General features: G+C 63.6%; 13 protein-coding genes and 1 pseudogene. All 14 read left to right on the forward strand.

Annotated features, from left to right (window positions below; all coding sequences use genetic code 11):
- Positions 1 to 21 precede the first annotated feature (21 nt).
- Positions 22 to 1,422: a UDP-N-acetylmuramate--L-alanine ligase gene (gene murC, locus ACSU1L_RS00420; RefSeq protein ID WP_438255340.1), complete on the forward strand. Its 1,401-nt coding sequence runs from the start codon at positions 22 to 24 to the stop codon at positions 1,420 to 1,422.
- 75 nt (positions 1,423 to 1,497) lie between these two features.
- Positions 1,498 to 2,370, forward strand: a complete 873-nt coding sequence (locus ACSU1L_RS00425) for an FtsQ-type POTRA domain-containing protein (RefSeq protein WP_438255341.1) — start codon at positions 1,498 to 1,500, stop codon at positions 2,368 to 2,370.
- 165 nt (positions 2,371 to 2,535) lie between these two features.
- Positions 2,536 to 3,684: a cell division protein FtsZ gene (gene ftsZ / locus ACSU1L_RS00430; RefSeq protein ID WP_439254229.1), complete on the forward strand. Its 1,149-nt coding sequence runs from the start codon at positions 2,536 to 2,538 to the stop codon at positions 3,682 to 3,684.
- Positions 3,685 to 3,711: 27 nt separating this feature from the next.
- Positions 3,712 to 4,398: a YggS family pyridoxal phosphate-dependent enzyme gene (locus ACSU1L_RS00435; protein WP_439254231.1), complete on the forward strand. Its 687-nt coding sequence runs from the start codon at positions 3,712 to 3,714 to the stop codon at positions 4,396 to 4,398.
- A gap of 40 nt (positions 4,399 to 4,438) precedes the next feature.
- Positions 4,439 to 4,921 (forward strand): cell division protein SepF, encoded by a 483-nt coding sequence (locus tag ACSU1L_RS00440; protein WP_439254232.1) that lies wholly within the window; start codon positions 4,439 to 4,441, stop codon positions 4,919 to 4,921.
- Positions 4,922 to 4,924: 3 nt separating this feature from the next.
- Positions 4,925 to 5,230 carry a YggT family protein gene (locus ACSU1L_RS00445; protein WP_438255345.1) on the forward strand — a complete coding sequence of 102 codons (306 nt, stop codon included), beginning with the start codon at positions 4,925 to 4,927 and terminating at the stop codon, positions 5,228 to 5,230.
- A gap of 159 nt (positions 5,231 to 5,389) precedes the next feature.
- Positions 5,390 to 6,025, forward strand: a complete 636-nt coding sequence (locus ACSU1L_RS00450; protein ID WP_439254233.1) for a DivIVA domain-containing protein — start codon at positions 5,390 to 5,392, stop codon at positions 6,023 to 6,025.
- A gap of 9 nt (positions 6,026 to 6,034) precedes the next feature.
- Complete coding sequence (gene lspA / locus ACSU1L_RS00455) at positions 6,035 to 6,643, forward strand: signal peptidase II (RefSeq protein WP_439254234.1); 609 nt, start codon at positions 6,035 to 6,037, stop codon at positions 6,641 to 6,643.
- A gap of 2 nt (positions 6,644 to 6,645) precedes the next feature.
- The gene (locus tag ACSU1L_RS00460; RefSeq protein ID WP_438255348.1) at positions 6,646 to 7,566 is read left to right on the forward strand and encodes an RluA family pseudouridine synthase; all 921 of its coding nucleotides are present in this window, start codon (positions 6,646 to 6,648) and stop codon (positions 7,564 to 7,566) included.
- Between the two features lie 170 nt (positions 7,567 to 7,736).
- Positions 7,737 to 8,123, forward strand: a pseudogene (locus ACSU1L_RS00465) (GNAT family N-acetyltransferase); the annotation flags it as partial.
- Between the two features lie 72 nt (positions 8,124 to 8,195).
- Positions 8,196 to 11,714 carry a DNA polymerase III subunit alpha gene (gene dnaE / locus ACSU1L_RS00470; RefSeq protein WP_439254235.1) on the forward strand — a complete coding sequence of 1,173 codons (3,519 nt, stop codon included), beginning with the start codon at positions 8,196 to 8,198 and terminating at the stop codon, positions 11,712 to 11,714.
- A gap of 106 nt (positions 11,715 to 11,820) precedes the next feature.
- Entirely contained in the window at positions 11,821 to 12,996 is a 1,176-nt protein-coding gene (locus tag ACSU1L_RS00475; protein ID WP_439254236.1) for a hypothetical protein, read from the forward strand.
- A 1-nt stretch (position 12,997) separates the two neighbouring features.
- Complete coding sequence (gene hisD, locus ACSU1L_RS00480; RefSeq protein ID WP_439254238.1) at positions 12,998 to 14,311, forward strand: histidinol dehydrogenase; 1,314 nt, start codon at positions 12,998 to 13,000, stop codon at positions 14,309 to 14,311.
- 19 nt (positions 14,312 to 14,330) lie between these two features.
- Positions 14,331 to 14,807 carry a transcriptional regulator NrdR gene (gene nrdR, locus ACSU1L_RS00485; protein WP_438255352.1) on the forward strand — a complete coding sequence of 159 codons (477 nt, stop codon included), beginning with the start codon at positions 14,331 to 14,333 and terminating at the stop codon, positions 14,805 to 14,807.
- Positions 14,808 to 14,811 lie beyond the last annotated feature (4 nt).

The following is a 14,811-nucleotide window of genomic DNA, read 5'->3' on the forward strand; positions in this document are numbered from 1 at the left end:
GCGAATTAGGATGGACGGGACATGATCAGACCTGACCTTTCCCTTCCGATTCCGGAGTCCATCACCGCTGCCCACTTCATCGGGATCGGTGGATCGGGCATGAGCGGACTCGCGAAGATGTTCCTCGACGCCGGCATCCGGGTTTCCGGTTCCGATCGCTCAGACAGCGATAGCCTGCGCGCTCTCGCTGCGGCCGGTGCGATCGTGCACGTCGGACACGATGCCGCCCACCTCGGTGATGCCGATACTGTCGTGCACACCGGCGCGATCTGGCCGGAGAACCCGGAGTTCGTCACCGCTAAAGAGCGTGGACTGCACGTCATCCACCGCTCGCAGGCGCTGCACTGGTTGATCGGTGGACGACGCCTGGTATCGGTGGCCGGTGCGCACGGTAAGACGTCGTCGACGGGCATGCTCGTCACCGCTCTGCAGGAACTTGGCGCCGACCCGAACTTCGTCAACGGCGGCGTCATCGAGCAGCTGGGCGCTTCGAGCGCCTCGGGTGCGGATGAACTGTTCATCGTCGAAGCGGATGAGTCCGACGGCACGTTCCTGCTGTACGACACTGCCATCGCGCTGATCACGAACGTCGACCCTGACCACCTTGATCACTTCGGTTCGGATGAGGCTTTTCACGACGCCTTCATTCGCTTTGCGGATGCCGCGAGCGAGGCCGTTGTGATCTCGAGCGATGACCCGGGCGCTCTCCGAGTGAAAGCGGGCCTTTCGCACAAAAACGTCATCACCTTCGGTAAAGCGGAGGATGCCGATGTGCGTCTGATCGACGTGTCCACGGCAGGGCCTATCGCTGCGACTCTCGTCCACGCGGGCCAGAGCGCGCGCATGCAACTGGCGATGCCCGGCGAGCACAATGCGATCAATGCCGCGGGGGCTGTCGCCGTGCTGCTGACGCTGGGGTACGGCCTGGCGGACGCGGTTCGTGCGGTCGAGGGCTTCGCCGGTACCGTGCGACGCTTCGAGCTGCATGGCGTCGAGCGCGGGGTCAGCGTCTTCGACGATTACGCGCATCACCCCACTGAAGTGAAAGTTGCGCTCGAAGCCGCACGCAGCGTCGTGGGCGCCGGCCGGCTGATCGCTATCCAGCAGCCGCACACGTACTCGCGCACGCAGCACATGTACCGCGAGTTCGCCGAAGTGCTCGAGACCTATGCAGACCACACGGTCATGCTCGATGTCTACGGTGCCCGGGAAGATCCGGTTCCCGGTGTCACCGGCGAACTGGTCAGCGGCGCTTTCTCCGATCCTGACCACGTGCACTACGTGACCGATTGGCAAGAGGCCGCGGACTACACCGCGACCGTGGCTCAAGAGGGCGACTACGTGATCACCCTCGGCTGCGGAAACGTCTACCTGATCATTCCGCAGGTGCTCGAATCGCTGCGGAAGACCGCCGAGGACTGAGCGATGCGTCGTCCGGCACCGCTTCCGAGAGCGCCTGAGCAGGAGGAACAGCCAGCCCCGGTTCAAACGTCTCGGGTGGCGCGCTTCACTCGTGAGCGGCCGGCTGATATCGACGCCGAGACTTCGACTACTTCGGCCGCGTCAGAGAGTTCTGCGACGCTTTCTGAACCGGATGCGCCTACGGAGGACGAGACACTCACGGTCCGCGATGTGTGGCGTGCTGCTCGCGCGCGTCGCAAGACGCTGCGCGCGGAGATCCGCCGCTTCACGCAGCGCTCTCGCCGTCGTCGGCTCATCTGGTTGGGCGCGCTGGCGGCGGTGCTGATTCTGATCGGTGGGACAGCCGCCGCCGCGTACAGTCCGCTATTCGCGGTGCGTAAGATCACCGTGGTCGGAGCATCCGCTCTGGACCCGATGGTGATCGAGGCGGCTCTGGCTGACCAGCTCGGCACACCGCTGGCGCTCGTCGACGAGAATGACGTTAAATCGGCGCTGATCGCCTTTCCGCTGATCGAGACGTATGCGCTCGAGGCGCGCCCCCCGAACGATCTCACCCTGCGGATCGTCGAGCGCACGCCGATCGGCGTGGTCGCCTCGGATGCCGGGTACACCCTGGTGGACGCAGCGGGAGTCGCATTGTCGACGACACCGGATGCCCCGGCCGGGCAACCCGTGCTGAACGTTGTCGGGGGGACAGAGTCGGACGCCTTCGAATCTGTCGGACTTGTGATCAGGTCGTTGCCCGCGGATATCCGGGCAACGGTGACGGAGGTCTCCGCCAGCACCCTCGATGACGTCTCGCTGAAGCTGTCGACGGGGCTCTCGGTGGTCTGGGGGAGCGCTGATGACTCGGTCATGAAGGCCGAAACTCTGAGCCGAGTGCTCATTCCACGACCGGATGCGCGCACTGTCGATGTGTCGTCGTACCTGGTTCCCGTCGTCGGTTGAGCGTGTTTCATCTCGAAACACACGACACGCCCGTGTTGGTGCGCGCGCGCGGCGTCAGTGCGCATACCGTCAGTGATGAGAACGCAATACCGGGAAATACTTTACACCTCTAGTTGAGGTTTAAGGTTCACATTCTTTCCAGGCTCAACACAACGGAGGCCGGCCATGAGCCAGAACCAGAACTACCTCGCCGTGATCAAGGTCGTCGGCGTCGGCGGTGGCGGCGTCAACGCCGTGAACCGCATGATCGATCTCGGCCTGCGTGGGGTCGAGTTCATCGCGGTCAACACTGACGCGCAGGCGCTGCTGATGAGCGATGCCGACGTCAAGCTCGACGTGGGGCGTGAACTGACCCGTGGACTCGGCGCCGGTGCCGACCCCGAGGTCGGACGTCGCGCAGCCGAGGATCACGCGGAAGAGATCGAGCAGGCGCTGACCGGTGCCGACATGGTGTTCGTCACCGCCGGTGAGGGTGGTGGAACGGGTACCGGTGGTGCCCCGGTCGTCGCCCGCATTGCGAAGTCGATCGGCGCGCTGACCATCGGTGTCGTCACAAAGCCGTTCTCCTTCGAAGGTCGCCGCCGCCAGAGCCAGGCTGAGGCTGGCGTCGCCAAGCTGAAAGAAGAGGTCGACACACTCATCGTCGTGCCGAACGACCGTCTGCTGGAGATCAGCGACCGCGGCATCTCGATGATCGAGGCTTTCGCCACCGCCGACCAGGTTCTCCTCGCCGGTGTCCAGGGCATCACCGACCTCATCACGACCCCGGGTCTGATCAACCTCGACTTCGCCGACGTCAAGTCGGTCATGCAGGGCGCGGGTTCCGCGCTCATGGGTATCGGTTCCGCCCGCGGCGCCGATCGGGCCATCAAGGCTGCGGAGCTCGCTGTCGAATCGCCCTTGCTCGAAGCATCGATCGAAGGCGCGCACGGCGTGCTGCTCTCGATCCAGGGTGGTTCCAACCTCGGTATCTTCGAGATCCACGATGCTGCAGATCTTGTGAAGGAAGCTGCGCACCCCGAGGCGAACATCATCTTCGGTACGGTCATCGACGACACTCTGGGCGACGAGGTGCGTGTCACCGTCATCGCCGCCGGGTTCGACGGAGGTTCACCCTCGGTGCGCCTCGACCCGATGGTCGTCTCTCGCCCGGAGTCGGCCTCGCTGCCCGAGGTAAAGCTGTCTGAGAACGCCGCAGCGGATGCACCGGCCGCACAGCGCGAGCCTGCCCAGCCTGCGCCGCGACTTGGTTCGACCAGCCTCGAGCCGGCATTCAGCGACGACGACATCGACATCCCTGAGTTCCTCAAGTAAACCCCGGCGAAGACAGGCCCGATTATTTTGACTGACCTTGCTGCGCGGTTGTCCGCGATCGATTCGCAGATCGCGGACGCCGCGCGCTCGGCAGGGCGGGATGCTGGTGAAATCACCCGCATCGTGGTGACGAAGTTCCATCCCGTCGAACTGGTGAGCGCTCTTTACGACCTGGGCGTTCGGGATGTCGGAGAGAACCGGCAGCAGGAGCTTTCCGCTAAGCACTCGGCCCTTGACTCGGCCTTGGATGACCTGCGCTGGCACTTCGTCGGCCAGGCGCAGACGAAGAAGGCCGCGGCGATTCGTCGCAGCGCCGCTGTCGTGCATTCTGTCGACCGGATCAAGCTGGCAGACGCGCTGCACCGTGCCGCAGAGAGCGACGACCTGCTCGACGTGCTCGTTCAGATCAATCTCACCGATGACGCCGGACGCGGGGGCGTGGTGCCCGCTGAGGCCGAGTCCTTGGCGGAGCACATCCTGACGTTGCCGTCGCTGCGGTTGCGGGGCGTGATGGCCGTTGCGCCGCTTGATGAGGCACCGGCATCCGCCTTTGCGCGCCTGCGCGGTATTTCCGACAGCATTCGAGCAATCGAGCCAGAAGCCGCCTGGATTTCTGCCGGCATGACTGCCGACTTCGCGGAGGCGATCGCAGCCGGTGCGACACACCTGCGGATCGGCTCGGCAATAACCGGACCCCGGCCCGACCGGGGTTAACCTCGAAACAGATCAGCCCACGCCAAATATGGAGGACACGATGGGAAACCCGCTGAAGAAGACCATGGTGTACCTGGGCCTCGCCGATGAGGAAGAGGCCTACGAGGAAGAGCTAGCTCCGGCCCCCGCGCGCGCACAGCGTGAGCGTGACCGTGACCGTGACCAGGAAGAGTCGGCGCCCGCGCCTGTGACTCCACTGCGTCGCCCGGTCGCCGTGCGCCAGCCCACGGCCGGAACAGTCAACGAGATCCTCACGGTGCACCCTAAGCAGTACCGCGATGCTCAGTTGATCGCTGAGAACTTCCGCGAAGGCGTTCCGGTGATCATCAACCTGTCTCAGATGAGCGACGCTGACGCACGCCGTCTGATCGACTTCGCGAGCGGTCTTTCGCTGGGTCTGTACGGACGCATCGAGCGGGTCACCAGCAAGGTCTTCCTGCTCTCGCCGGAGAACATTGCTGTTTCGGGACACGGCGGCATCGCCCACGCAGATCCAGATTCTGCGGGCTTTGATCAGTCCTAAGCCGTGACCGCGCTGGTCTCTGGGATCGCATCGATCGTTCATCTGATCCTGCTGATCTACATCTTCGTTCTGTTCGCACGGCTGATCCTTGATTACATCCCGCTGTTCAACCGCGAATGGCGACCCAAGGGCGGCGGCCTCATCGCCGCAGAGCTCGTGTACACGGTCACCGATCCGCCGATCAAGCTGTTCCGACGCTTCATTCCTCCGTTGCGCATCGGAACGCTGTCACTGGATTTCGGGTTCACCCTCACCATGCTTGCCGTGCTGATTCTGATGTCGGTCGTGCAAGCTTTCATCCGCGTGTAGTTGGCCGCTCGAGCACGCGATGTGATTTCTCACATCGCGTGCTCGCCGAGCGGGGACTATGCTTGCACCCAGGTGCGCGCCCCGGGTACGCGCCGAATCAATACCGAGCCATGCTTTCAGTCACTGGCTACAGAACTCATCGAAAGAGGAGCCGAGAAAATGGCACTGACCCCGGATGACGTCGTCACCAAGCAGTTCCAGCACGTCCGATTCAAGGACGGCTTTGACCCGGATGAGGTTGACGACTTCCTCGACGAGATCGTCGTCGAGTGGCGCAAGGCACTCGAAGAGAACGCCGAGCTGAAGACGAAGCTGGCCGCATACGAATCCGGTGAGACCCCGGCGCCTGTTGCTGCTGCGGCTCCCGCTCTGGCTGAAGAGAAGCCCGCCGTCGTCGACGAGGTTCCGGCTCCCGCCGCCGCTCCGCAGCCCGTTGCCGTTGCAGCCCCAGTCGAGGCCGCAGGCTCCACGACCGCGACCGCCGGCATCATCGAGCTCGCACAGCGTCTGCACGACGAGCACGTTGCCGAGGGTGAGGCGAAGAAGAGCCAGCTGATCTCCGAGGCGCAGACCGAGGTCGACCGCATCCAGAGCGAAGCACAGGTGAAGCAGCGCGAAGAGGCAGCACGCCTGGAGCGCGAGCGCAACACGCTGGAGGCTCGCATCACCGAGCTGCGCAACTTCGAGCGCGACTACCGCACCCAGCTGCGCGGTTACATCGAGGGCCAGCTGCGTGACCTTGACGAGAAGGCGACTTCGACGGACTCGACGCCGGTCTCCGCGATCGGCCTGTAGGTCGTCGCATTGTCAGGACGTCGCCTGATCAGTCGACCGGCGGCCGGTATCATCGTCGCGATTCTCGCGATTGTGGTGCTGGCCGCCGATCAGTTTGCGAAGTACCTCACCGTTGAGCATCTGCCGCTGCATGAAGCGGTTCCGGTGCTGGGTGAGTTCCTTCAGCTGTACTACGTGAGAAATCCCGGAGCGGCTTTCTCCTTGGGCAGCGAAGTCACCTGGATCTTCACGATCGCTCTCGCTGTTGTCTCAGCGATCATCATCTGGAAGGCGTTCAGCCTCAATTCCCGGCTATGGGCTGTGGTTCTCGGCTGCCTGCTCGGCGGTGTACTCGGCAACCTCACCGATCGGCTGTTTAGGGACCCGGGTTTCGGAGTCGGTCATGTCGTGGACATGATCTCTATGCCATGGATGATGCCGGCGATCTTCAATGTCGCAGACATCTTCATCGTGTGCGGCATGATCGCCGTCGCGCTCCTGGTCGTACTGGGACTCCGTCTGGACGGCACGCGCGAGAAGGACGACCCGGTTGTATCTGCTGAAGCTGAAGCTGAAGCTGAAGCGGTCACGGGAACCTCTGCCGAAACCGATGCCAAGGCCGTCGAGAAGGACGCCTGAGTATGGAGACTCGCTCGCTTCCCGTCCCGGATGGGTTGGAAGGGGCTCGCGTCGACGCCGCGCTGGCCAAGATGCTGGGCTTTTCCCGTACCTTTGCCGCTGAGGTGGCTGAGGCCGGAGGCGTGAGTCTGGACGGCGTGACGCTCGGCAAATCCGATCGGCTGCGTGCCGGCGGATGGCTGAGCGTCGAGTGGCGTCCCAAGGAGGACCCAAAGATCATCCCGGTCGTCGTGCCGGAGCTCGGAATCATCCACGATGACGACGACATTGTCGTGATCGACAAACCCTCGGGCGTTGCCGCGCACCCCTCCGTGGGATGGGAAGGGCCGACTGTGCTCGGCGCCCTGGCAGGTGCGGGCTTCCGCATCGCTACCAGCGGGGCTGCCGAGCGGGCCGGGATCGTGCACCGGCTCGATGTCGGAACCAGCGGACTGATGGTCGTTGCGAAGACCGAGTCCGCGTACACCGTGCTCAAACGCGCCTTCAAGGAGCGCACGGTCGAGAAGATCTACCATGCCGTTGTGCAGGGGCATCCGGATCCTCTGGCAGGGACCATCGATGCACCGATCGGACGGCATCCGAATCACTCGTGGAAGTTCGCCGTGATTCCCGACGGCAAGGACTCGGTCACGCACTACGAGACGCTTGAGGCGTTCCCCGGTGCCTCGCTGCTCGAGATCCACCTGGAGACCGGCCGCACGCACCAGATCCGCGTGCACATGGCCGCTCACCGGCATCCATGCGTCGGCGACCCGCTCTACGGCGCCGATCCGACGATCGCCGCGAAGCTGGGGCTGACTCGGCAGTGGCTGCATGCCCATAGGCTCGCCTTCACGCACCCGGCAACGGGGGAGTGGGTCTCATTCGAGTCGCCGTATCCCGCCGACTTCGAGCACGCCTTGGAGATCCTGCGCGGGGACTGACTCGGTGCAGGATCCGCACGTCTTGGTGTCACAGAAGTGGCGGGTCCACACGCCGGGTGCCGCGATTTCTGAGACACGCCGCTGAGCCGTGTCTCACTTGTGGCGGGTGCGGGCTGCAAGCACGCGCATCTTCTGTGACGCGACCAGTCAGAGGATGCCACACACCGGATGTGGGCTGGGCAGCTGTCCGTCCGCGTCGGGACACGAGCTTCGCCAGAAATCGTCTGATTCCGCATGTGGATGACCTCGATGTGTGGTCGCTGTGGTGCTTTCGGGTGCGCCCGGGCTACCGCAAGCAGGGGATCATGCACGCGCTGATCGCAGGCGGGGCGGCATATGCGAAGGAGCGTGAAGCGCCGGCTGTGGAGGGGTACCCGGTCGACAACGCGGGCGAGCGAGTCGACTTGACGATGATGTACGTCGGTACCAAATTGCTGTTCGAGAAAGCGGGATTCGTTCAGGCTGCGGAGACGAGTTCGGTGCTCAACGGTTTTCCTCGCGTCGTGATGAGACTGGACTTATCGAAGTCGGAGAAGAAAGCGGCGTTATCGGCGTGATCGACGAGCTCGGGTGATCTGCGGACCCATATCAAAGTGCCGACGTCTGTGCCCCGACGTAGACTCGAACACGTGGCATCCGACTCCTTCGTTCACCTGCACGTGCACAGCGAATACTCGATGCTGGACGGCGCCGCAAAGATCGGATTGATGACTCAGGCGGCGGCCGATTACGGCATGCCGGCCATCGCTGTCACCGATCATGGCAACACCTTCGCAGCCTTCGAGTTCTACAACGCGGCCAAAAACGCCGGCGTGAAGCCGATCATCGGCCTCGAGGCCTATGTGACGCCCGGAACGCACCGCGGCGATAGGACGCGAGTCGCCTGGGGCGCTCCCGAGCAGAAGCGCGATGACGTCTCTGGGTCCGGTGCATATACCCACATGACGATGTGGAGCCAGAGCACCGAGGGTATGCACAACCTCTTCCGGCTCAGCTCGTTGTCGAGCCTCGAGGGGCAGTACTTCAAGCCTCGAATGGACCGGGATCTGCTGCAGACCTACGGGAAGGGTCTCATCGCGACGACGGGATGCCCGTCGGGCGAAATCCAGACGCGGCTGCGCCTGGGCCAGTACGACGCGGCACGGGCCGCGGCCGCAGAGTTCCAAGACATCTTCGGTAAAGAGAACTACTTCGCCGAGATCATGGATCACGGCCTCGACATCGAACGTCGCGTCATCACCGATCTGCTGAAGATCTCGAAAGATCTCGGCATCCCGCTGGTGGGCACGAACGACTCGCACTACACGCACCAGCACGAGGCTGACGCTCACGCGGCTCTCCTGTGCGTGCAGTCCGGTTCGACGCTGGATAACCCGAACCGCTTCAAGTTCGATGGCGACGGCTACTACATCAAGACTGCGCAGGAGATGCGCCAGCTCTTCCGCGACCACCCCGAAGCGTGCGATAACACGCTGCTGATCGCAGAGCGTTGCGAGGTTGAGTTCAACACCTCGGCCAACTACATGCCGCGTTTCCCCGTCCCGGAGGGCGAGAGCGAAGACAGCTGGCTGGTCAAAGAGGTCGAAGCGGGCCTGCACTACCGTTACCCCGGCGGCATCCCGGACAAGGTGCGCAAGCAAGCCGAATACGAAACCGACATCATCTTGCAGATGGGTTTCCCCGGCTACTTCCTCGTCGTTGCCGACTTCATCAACTGGGCCAAGGACAACGGCATCCGCGTCGGACCCGGGCGTGGTTCCGGTGCCGGATCCATGGTCGCCTATGCGATGAAGATCACCGATCTCGACCCGCTCGAGCACGGCCTGATCTTCGAGCGATTCCTCAACCCTGACCGTGTGTCGATGCCTGACTTCGACGTCGACTTCGATGATCGGCGCCGCGGCGAAGTCATCGACTATGTCACCGAGAAGTACGGTGACGAGCGTGTCGCACAGATCGTCACGTACGGCACGATCAAGTCCAAGCAGGCCTTGAAGGATGCCGGACGCGTGCTGGGCTTCCCCTTCAGCATGGGCGAGCGTCTGACCAAGGCGATGCCGCCGCCCGTGATGGGCAAGGACATGCCGCTGGACGGCATGTTCGACCCGAAGCATCCGCGTTACAAAGAAGCAAGCGAGTTCCGCGCGCTGATCGAGACTGACCCGGAGGCGAAAACCGTCTTCGATCGCGCCATCGGCCTGGAGGGGCTAAAGCGCCAGTGGGGTGTGCACGCGGCTGGTGTGATCATGTCGAGCGAACCGCTGCTCGACATCATCCCGATCATGCGCCGTGAGCAGGACGGTCAGATCGTCACGCAGTTCGACTACCCGTCATGCGAGTCGCTCGGCCTGATCAAGATGGACTTCCTGGGTCTCAGGAACCTCACGATCATCTCGGATGCCCTCGACAACATCCGCATGAACCGCGGTGAGGACGTCGATCTCGAGCACCTCGAGCTTGAAGATCGTCCGGCGTACGATCTGCTCTCGCGGGGAGACACCCTCGGTGTGTTCCAGCTCGACGGTGGGCCGATGCGCTCCCTGCTGCGACTGATGAAGCCCGACAACTTCGAAGACATCTCGGCTGTCATCGCGCTGTACCGACCCGGCCCCATGGGTGCGAACTCGCACACGAACTATGCGCTGCGCAAGAACGGGCTGCAGCCGATCACCCCGATTCATCCCGAGCTCGAAGAGCCGCTGAAAGACATCCTCGACACCTCCTACGGTCTGATCATCTACCAGGAGCAGGTGATGGCCATCGCGCAGAAGGTCGCCGGCTTCAGCCTGGGACAGGCCGATATTCTGCGTCGGGCGATGGGTAAGAAGAAGAAGTCCGAGCTCGACAAGCAGTACGAGGGCTTTGCCGGCGGTATGAAAGAGCGCGGATTCGGTGACGCCGCGATCAAGTCGCTGTGGGACATCCTGCTGCCGTTCTCCGACTACGCGTTCAACAAGGCGCACTCTGCCGCATACGGGCTCGTCTCGTATTGGACCGCGTACCTCAAGGCGCACTATCCCGCCGAGTACATGGCAGCTCTGCTGACCAGCGTCGGTGATTCCAAAGACAAGATGGCGATCTACCTCAATGAGTGCCGGCGCATGGGGATCCGGGTTCTGCCGCCGGATGTCCGAGAGTCGATCAATTTCTTCGCCGCCGTCGGGGAAGACATCCGCTTCGGCCTCGGTGCGGTCCGCAACGTCGGCAGCAACGTCGTCGACGGCATCGTCGAGTCGCGCAAGAAGGAGAACTTCGATTCTTTCCACGACTTCCTGAAGAAGGTGCCGCTGCACGTTTCCAACAAGCGCACCGTTGAGTCGTTGATCAAGGCCGGAGCCTTCGACTCCATGGGAGACACCCGCCGTGCCCTGATGGAAATCCATGAGGATGCCACCGAAGCGGCCGTCGATCAGAAACGCAATGAGGCGCAGGGCGCCATCGGCTTCGACTTCGACAGCTTGTACGAGGCGGTCGAAGAAGCCGTCCCGGCGAAGGTCCCGGAGCGCCCGGAATGGATCAAGAAGGACAAGCTCGCCTTCGAGCGAGAGATGCTCGGTCTGTACGTGTCGGATCATCCGCTCGCCGGGCTGGAAGTGCCGCTAGCCAAGCACGCGTCGATCTCGATCCACAATCTGCTCGCGTCCGAAGACCTGCAAGACGGCGATCAGGTCACCGTGGCCGGCCTCGTGACCAGCGTGCAGCATCGCGTGGCGAAGGCCAGCGGAAATCCCTACGGCATGATCACCGTCGAGGACTTCAACGGTGAGGTCACCGTGATGTTCATGGGTAAGACGTACACCGAGTACCAGCACACGCTGCAGCAGGATGCCATCCTGGCGGTGCGCGGACGCATCTCACGCCGTGACGATGGATTAAACCTGCACGGACAATCAGCATTCACTCCCGACATCGGCTCCTTTGACGCGTCGGGGCCGCTGTCGCTCGTTCTCGCAGAGCAACGCGCTACAGAGCGTGTCATGCACGAACTGGCTGAAGTGCTCCGCCGTCATAGCGGCGACACCGAGGTTGTGCTGCGCGTGCATCGGGGGCAGACGGCCAAGGTGTTCGACGTTCCGATGCCCGTGAAGGTCTCCGCTGACCTGTTCGGGGATCTCAAGTCATTGCTCGGGCCGACCTGTCTCGGATGACGTCGTCTCGCGTCCCTCAGCGGCGCCGTTCGACCACAGCGGGTAATATCGTGACGCGTTGGACGCACAGGATCAGGTGCGTGCCAAATCGAAAGGACTTCGCTTGATGAGTACGGAATTCTCGGACGATCCTGTCACTGAGGATGACGGTGTCTTCTACGACGAGGAAGTGACTCCCGAGCACGGCATACTCGGTTTCACTCTTCGCGAGCTGCTCATCGTTGCCGTCTGGCTGGTCATTTTCGTGACATCGTTCTTCCCGCTGTACGCACAGATCAGCGGAACTTCGATCTGGATGCGGGGGATTTCCTGGATTCTGCCGATCGGGCTGCCCACTGTTGCGGTCTTCTTGATCGTGCTGCGCCGGTTCTCGCCTGAGGGCATCCGACGCGTCGGCTCGCTCGGAATCGATCAGTTCGCGTCGGTCGCCTTCTCCGTCGCGGCGGTGTACTGGGCCAGCACAATCTGGGAGTCGATCGCCGCGATGGCGGTTCAGGGCTACTTCCTGCTGAGCTGGGTGATGATCGTGCAGTTCATCGGCGCGCTGGCCCTGGTGGCGCTGACCGTGTTCGCACCGTTCATCCCCGGACTGCGTGAGGACTTTCAAGGCCGGTTGGTCACACTCGCTCATCGCAACGCGAACCCCGCGCGCCCCGTGATCGCCCGACCGCGCCCGGAATCTGCCGTTCTTGACGGATCACCTCAGTCGGATGCGCCGGATGCGCCGGATGCGCCGGAAGCGCCGGATGCGTCGGATGCGCCGGAAACGGGCGGTGCGGAGCCACCGGATCTGCTGAACAGCGTGCCGCTGACCTCGCATGCGTCCGGCGGTGCGCTCGGCATGACGACCGCTATCGACGACGACTATGTACCGGGGTACGCACGATCCGCCCGCGGCAATGACGCCGATAGCGACGCCGATAGCGACGCTTTTGCGGACGCGGAAATTTTTGAACCGGAGCCGGAGAGCTTCGAGCGTGACGTTTCCGAGCCGGTGAGCAGCGTCGATTCCATCGTGGATGAGGATGTCGAGGCCACAGCCGATGCGGCAGCGCACGAGCAGTCGGCTGCCGCTACTCAGGCCGTTTCCGCCGCTCAGCCGTTCTGGGCGCTCGCGCCGGACGCGCGTGAGGTCGTCGACGAGCAGGGCCAGACGCTGTTCCAGATCGGTCCGGAAGCCTGGGCTCTGGTGTTGGAAGATCGCGGTGAGACCTACGTCGTACGCCACGATGACGGCCGCGTCGGCTACCTGCACGACATCAACGACATCACGAAGGGCTGAAGTGCGCACCATTGATCTCCGAGGGCAGCAGCTCTCGCCAGCGGATATGCTCGCCGCGGTTCCACGCGCCGCACAGGCCCGGGCAGAAGCACTGCAGACCGCGACACGCATCGTCGAGGACGTTCGCGCTCATGGCGAGAGTGCTCTGCGCGATCAGGCTGCACGCTTCGACAAGGTGACCGACCACGCGATCCGGGTTCCGGCAGAGCACATCGCCGAGGCGATGGCATCCGTCGATCCCGCTGTTCGCACCGCTCTGGAGAATGCGATCGAACGAGTGCGGCGGGGCTCTCTCGCCCAGGTTCCTGCGCCCCAGACGACCGATATCGGTCCCGGAGCGCGAATTCTGCAGCGCTGGCAGCCGATCCACCGCGCCGGCGTGTACATTCCCGGCGGTAAGGCGGCTCTGGCATCCAGCGTCGTCATGAACGTCGTGCCCGCGCAGGTCGCTGGTGTGTCATCGATCGCGCTCGCATCGCCGCCCCAGGCCCAGCACGGTGGACGCGTGCACCCGACAATCCTTGCCGCGGCAGCGCTACTCGGCATCGATGAGATCTACGCCATCGGTGGGGCCGGCGCGATCGGCGCTTTCGCCTACGGCGTCGCAAGCCTCGGCCTCGATCCCGTCGACGTGGTCTCCGGACCCGGAAACAACTACGTCGCCTCCGCGAAGCGCGCCGTCGCCGGAGTCGTCGGCACCGATTCTGAAGCGGGTGCCACCGAGATCCTGATCGTTGCAGACCAGGCGGCAGATGCGACGCTCATCGCCGCTGACCTCATCAGCCAGGCCGAGCACGACGAGCAGGCATCAGCCGTTCTCGTCACCGACTCCACGGAGCTTGCAGAGCGTGCGTCCACCGCGGTGGCGAAGCTGGCAGCATCCACTGCGCACCGCGACCGGGTCGCTGCTGCCCTCGGCGGGCCGCAGTCGGCCATCGTCCTGGTCGATGACCGTGCGATGGCTACCGCCTTCAGTAACGCCTATGCACCAGAGCACCTCGAGCTTCACCTCGCGGATGCGGCGGACGCGGCATCCGCGTTCACGAGCGCCGGAGCCATCTTCGTCGGCGACCAGACACCGGTCAGCCTCGGCGACTACATGGCCGGCAGCAACCACGTGCTGCCCACCGGGGGACAGGCGCGCTATGCAGCGGGTCTCGGCGCGTACACTTTCCTGCGTCCGCAGCAGGTCATCGAATACAATCACGAGGCTCTCGCCCGGGCACGCGCGGACGTCGTCGCGCTGGCGAACGCCGAAGCGCTTCCTGCACACGGTGATGCCGTCGAGGCGCGCTTCCCCGAGCCGACGGTCTGAGCGACTACGCTGTAACACCATGCACTGCCCGTTCTGTCGTCATTCCGATTCCCGTGTGATCGATTCACGCACGAGCGACGACGGGCTTTCCATCCGTCGTCGACGGCAGTGTCCGGAATGCGGTGGACGCTTCACAACGACCGAGACGGCCAGCCTCAACGTGATCAAGCGTTCCGGTGTGATGGAGCCGTTCAGTCGGGAGAAGGTCATCTCGGGTGTGCGCAAGGCCTGTCAGGGGCGTCCGGTCACCGAGGCTGATCTCGCCGTTCTCGCGCAGCGGGTTGAGGAAGCCGTGCGTCAGACGGGTGTCTCGCAGTTGGATGCCAACGAGATTGGCCTGTCGATCCTCGGGCCGCTTCGCGACTTGGATGAGGTTGCTTACCTGCGTTTTGCCAGCGTGTACCAGGCGTTCGATTCGTTGGAAGATTTCGAAAGCGCGATCAGTGACCTGCGCTCGGATCATGTTGCGGCCGGAGCAGACCCGGCCGAGCGGTAATCTG

Source organism: Microbacterium sp. A94 (assembly GCF_051842855.1).
Classification (GTDB): domain Bacteria; phylum Actinomycetota; class Actinomycetes; order Actinomycetales; family Microbacteriaceae; genus Microbacterium.

Bases quoted from the DNA above. Each gene is read 5' to 3' on its own strand.
- ftsZ (WP_439254229.1), top strand. From the start codon at position 2,536: ATGAGCCAGAACCAGAACTACCTCGCCGTGATCAAGGTCGTCGGCGTC.
- murC (WP_438255340.1), top strand. From the start codon at position 22: ATGATCAGACCTGACCTTTCCCTTCCGATTCCGGAGTCCATCACCGCT.
- ACSU1L_RS00475 (WP_439254236.1), top strand. From the start codon at position 11,821: ATGAGTACGGAATTCTCGGACGATCCTGTCACTGAGGATGACGGTGTC.
- ACSU1L_RS00460 (WP_438255348.1), top strand. From the start codon at position 6,646: ATGGAGACTCGCTCGCTTCCCGTCCCGGATGGGTTGGAAGGGGCTCGC.
- nrdR (WP_438255352.1), top strand. From the start codon at position 14,331: ATGCACTGCCCGTTCTGTCGTCATTCCGATTCCCGTGTGATCGATTCA.
- ACSU1L_RS00450 (WP_439254233.1), top strand. From the start codon at position 5,390: ATGGCACTGACCCCGGATGACGTCGTCACCAAGCAGTTCCAGCACGTC.
- ACSU1L_RS00440 (WP_439254232.1), top strand. From the start codon at position 4,439: ATGGGAAACCCGCTGAAGAAGACCATGGTGTACCTGGGCCTCGCCGAT.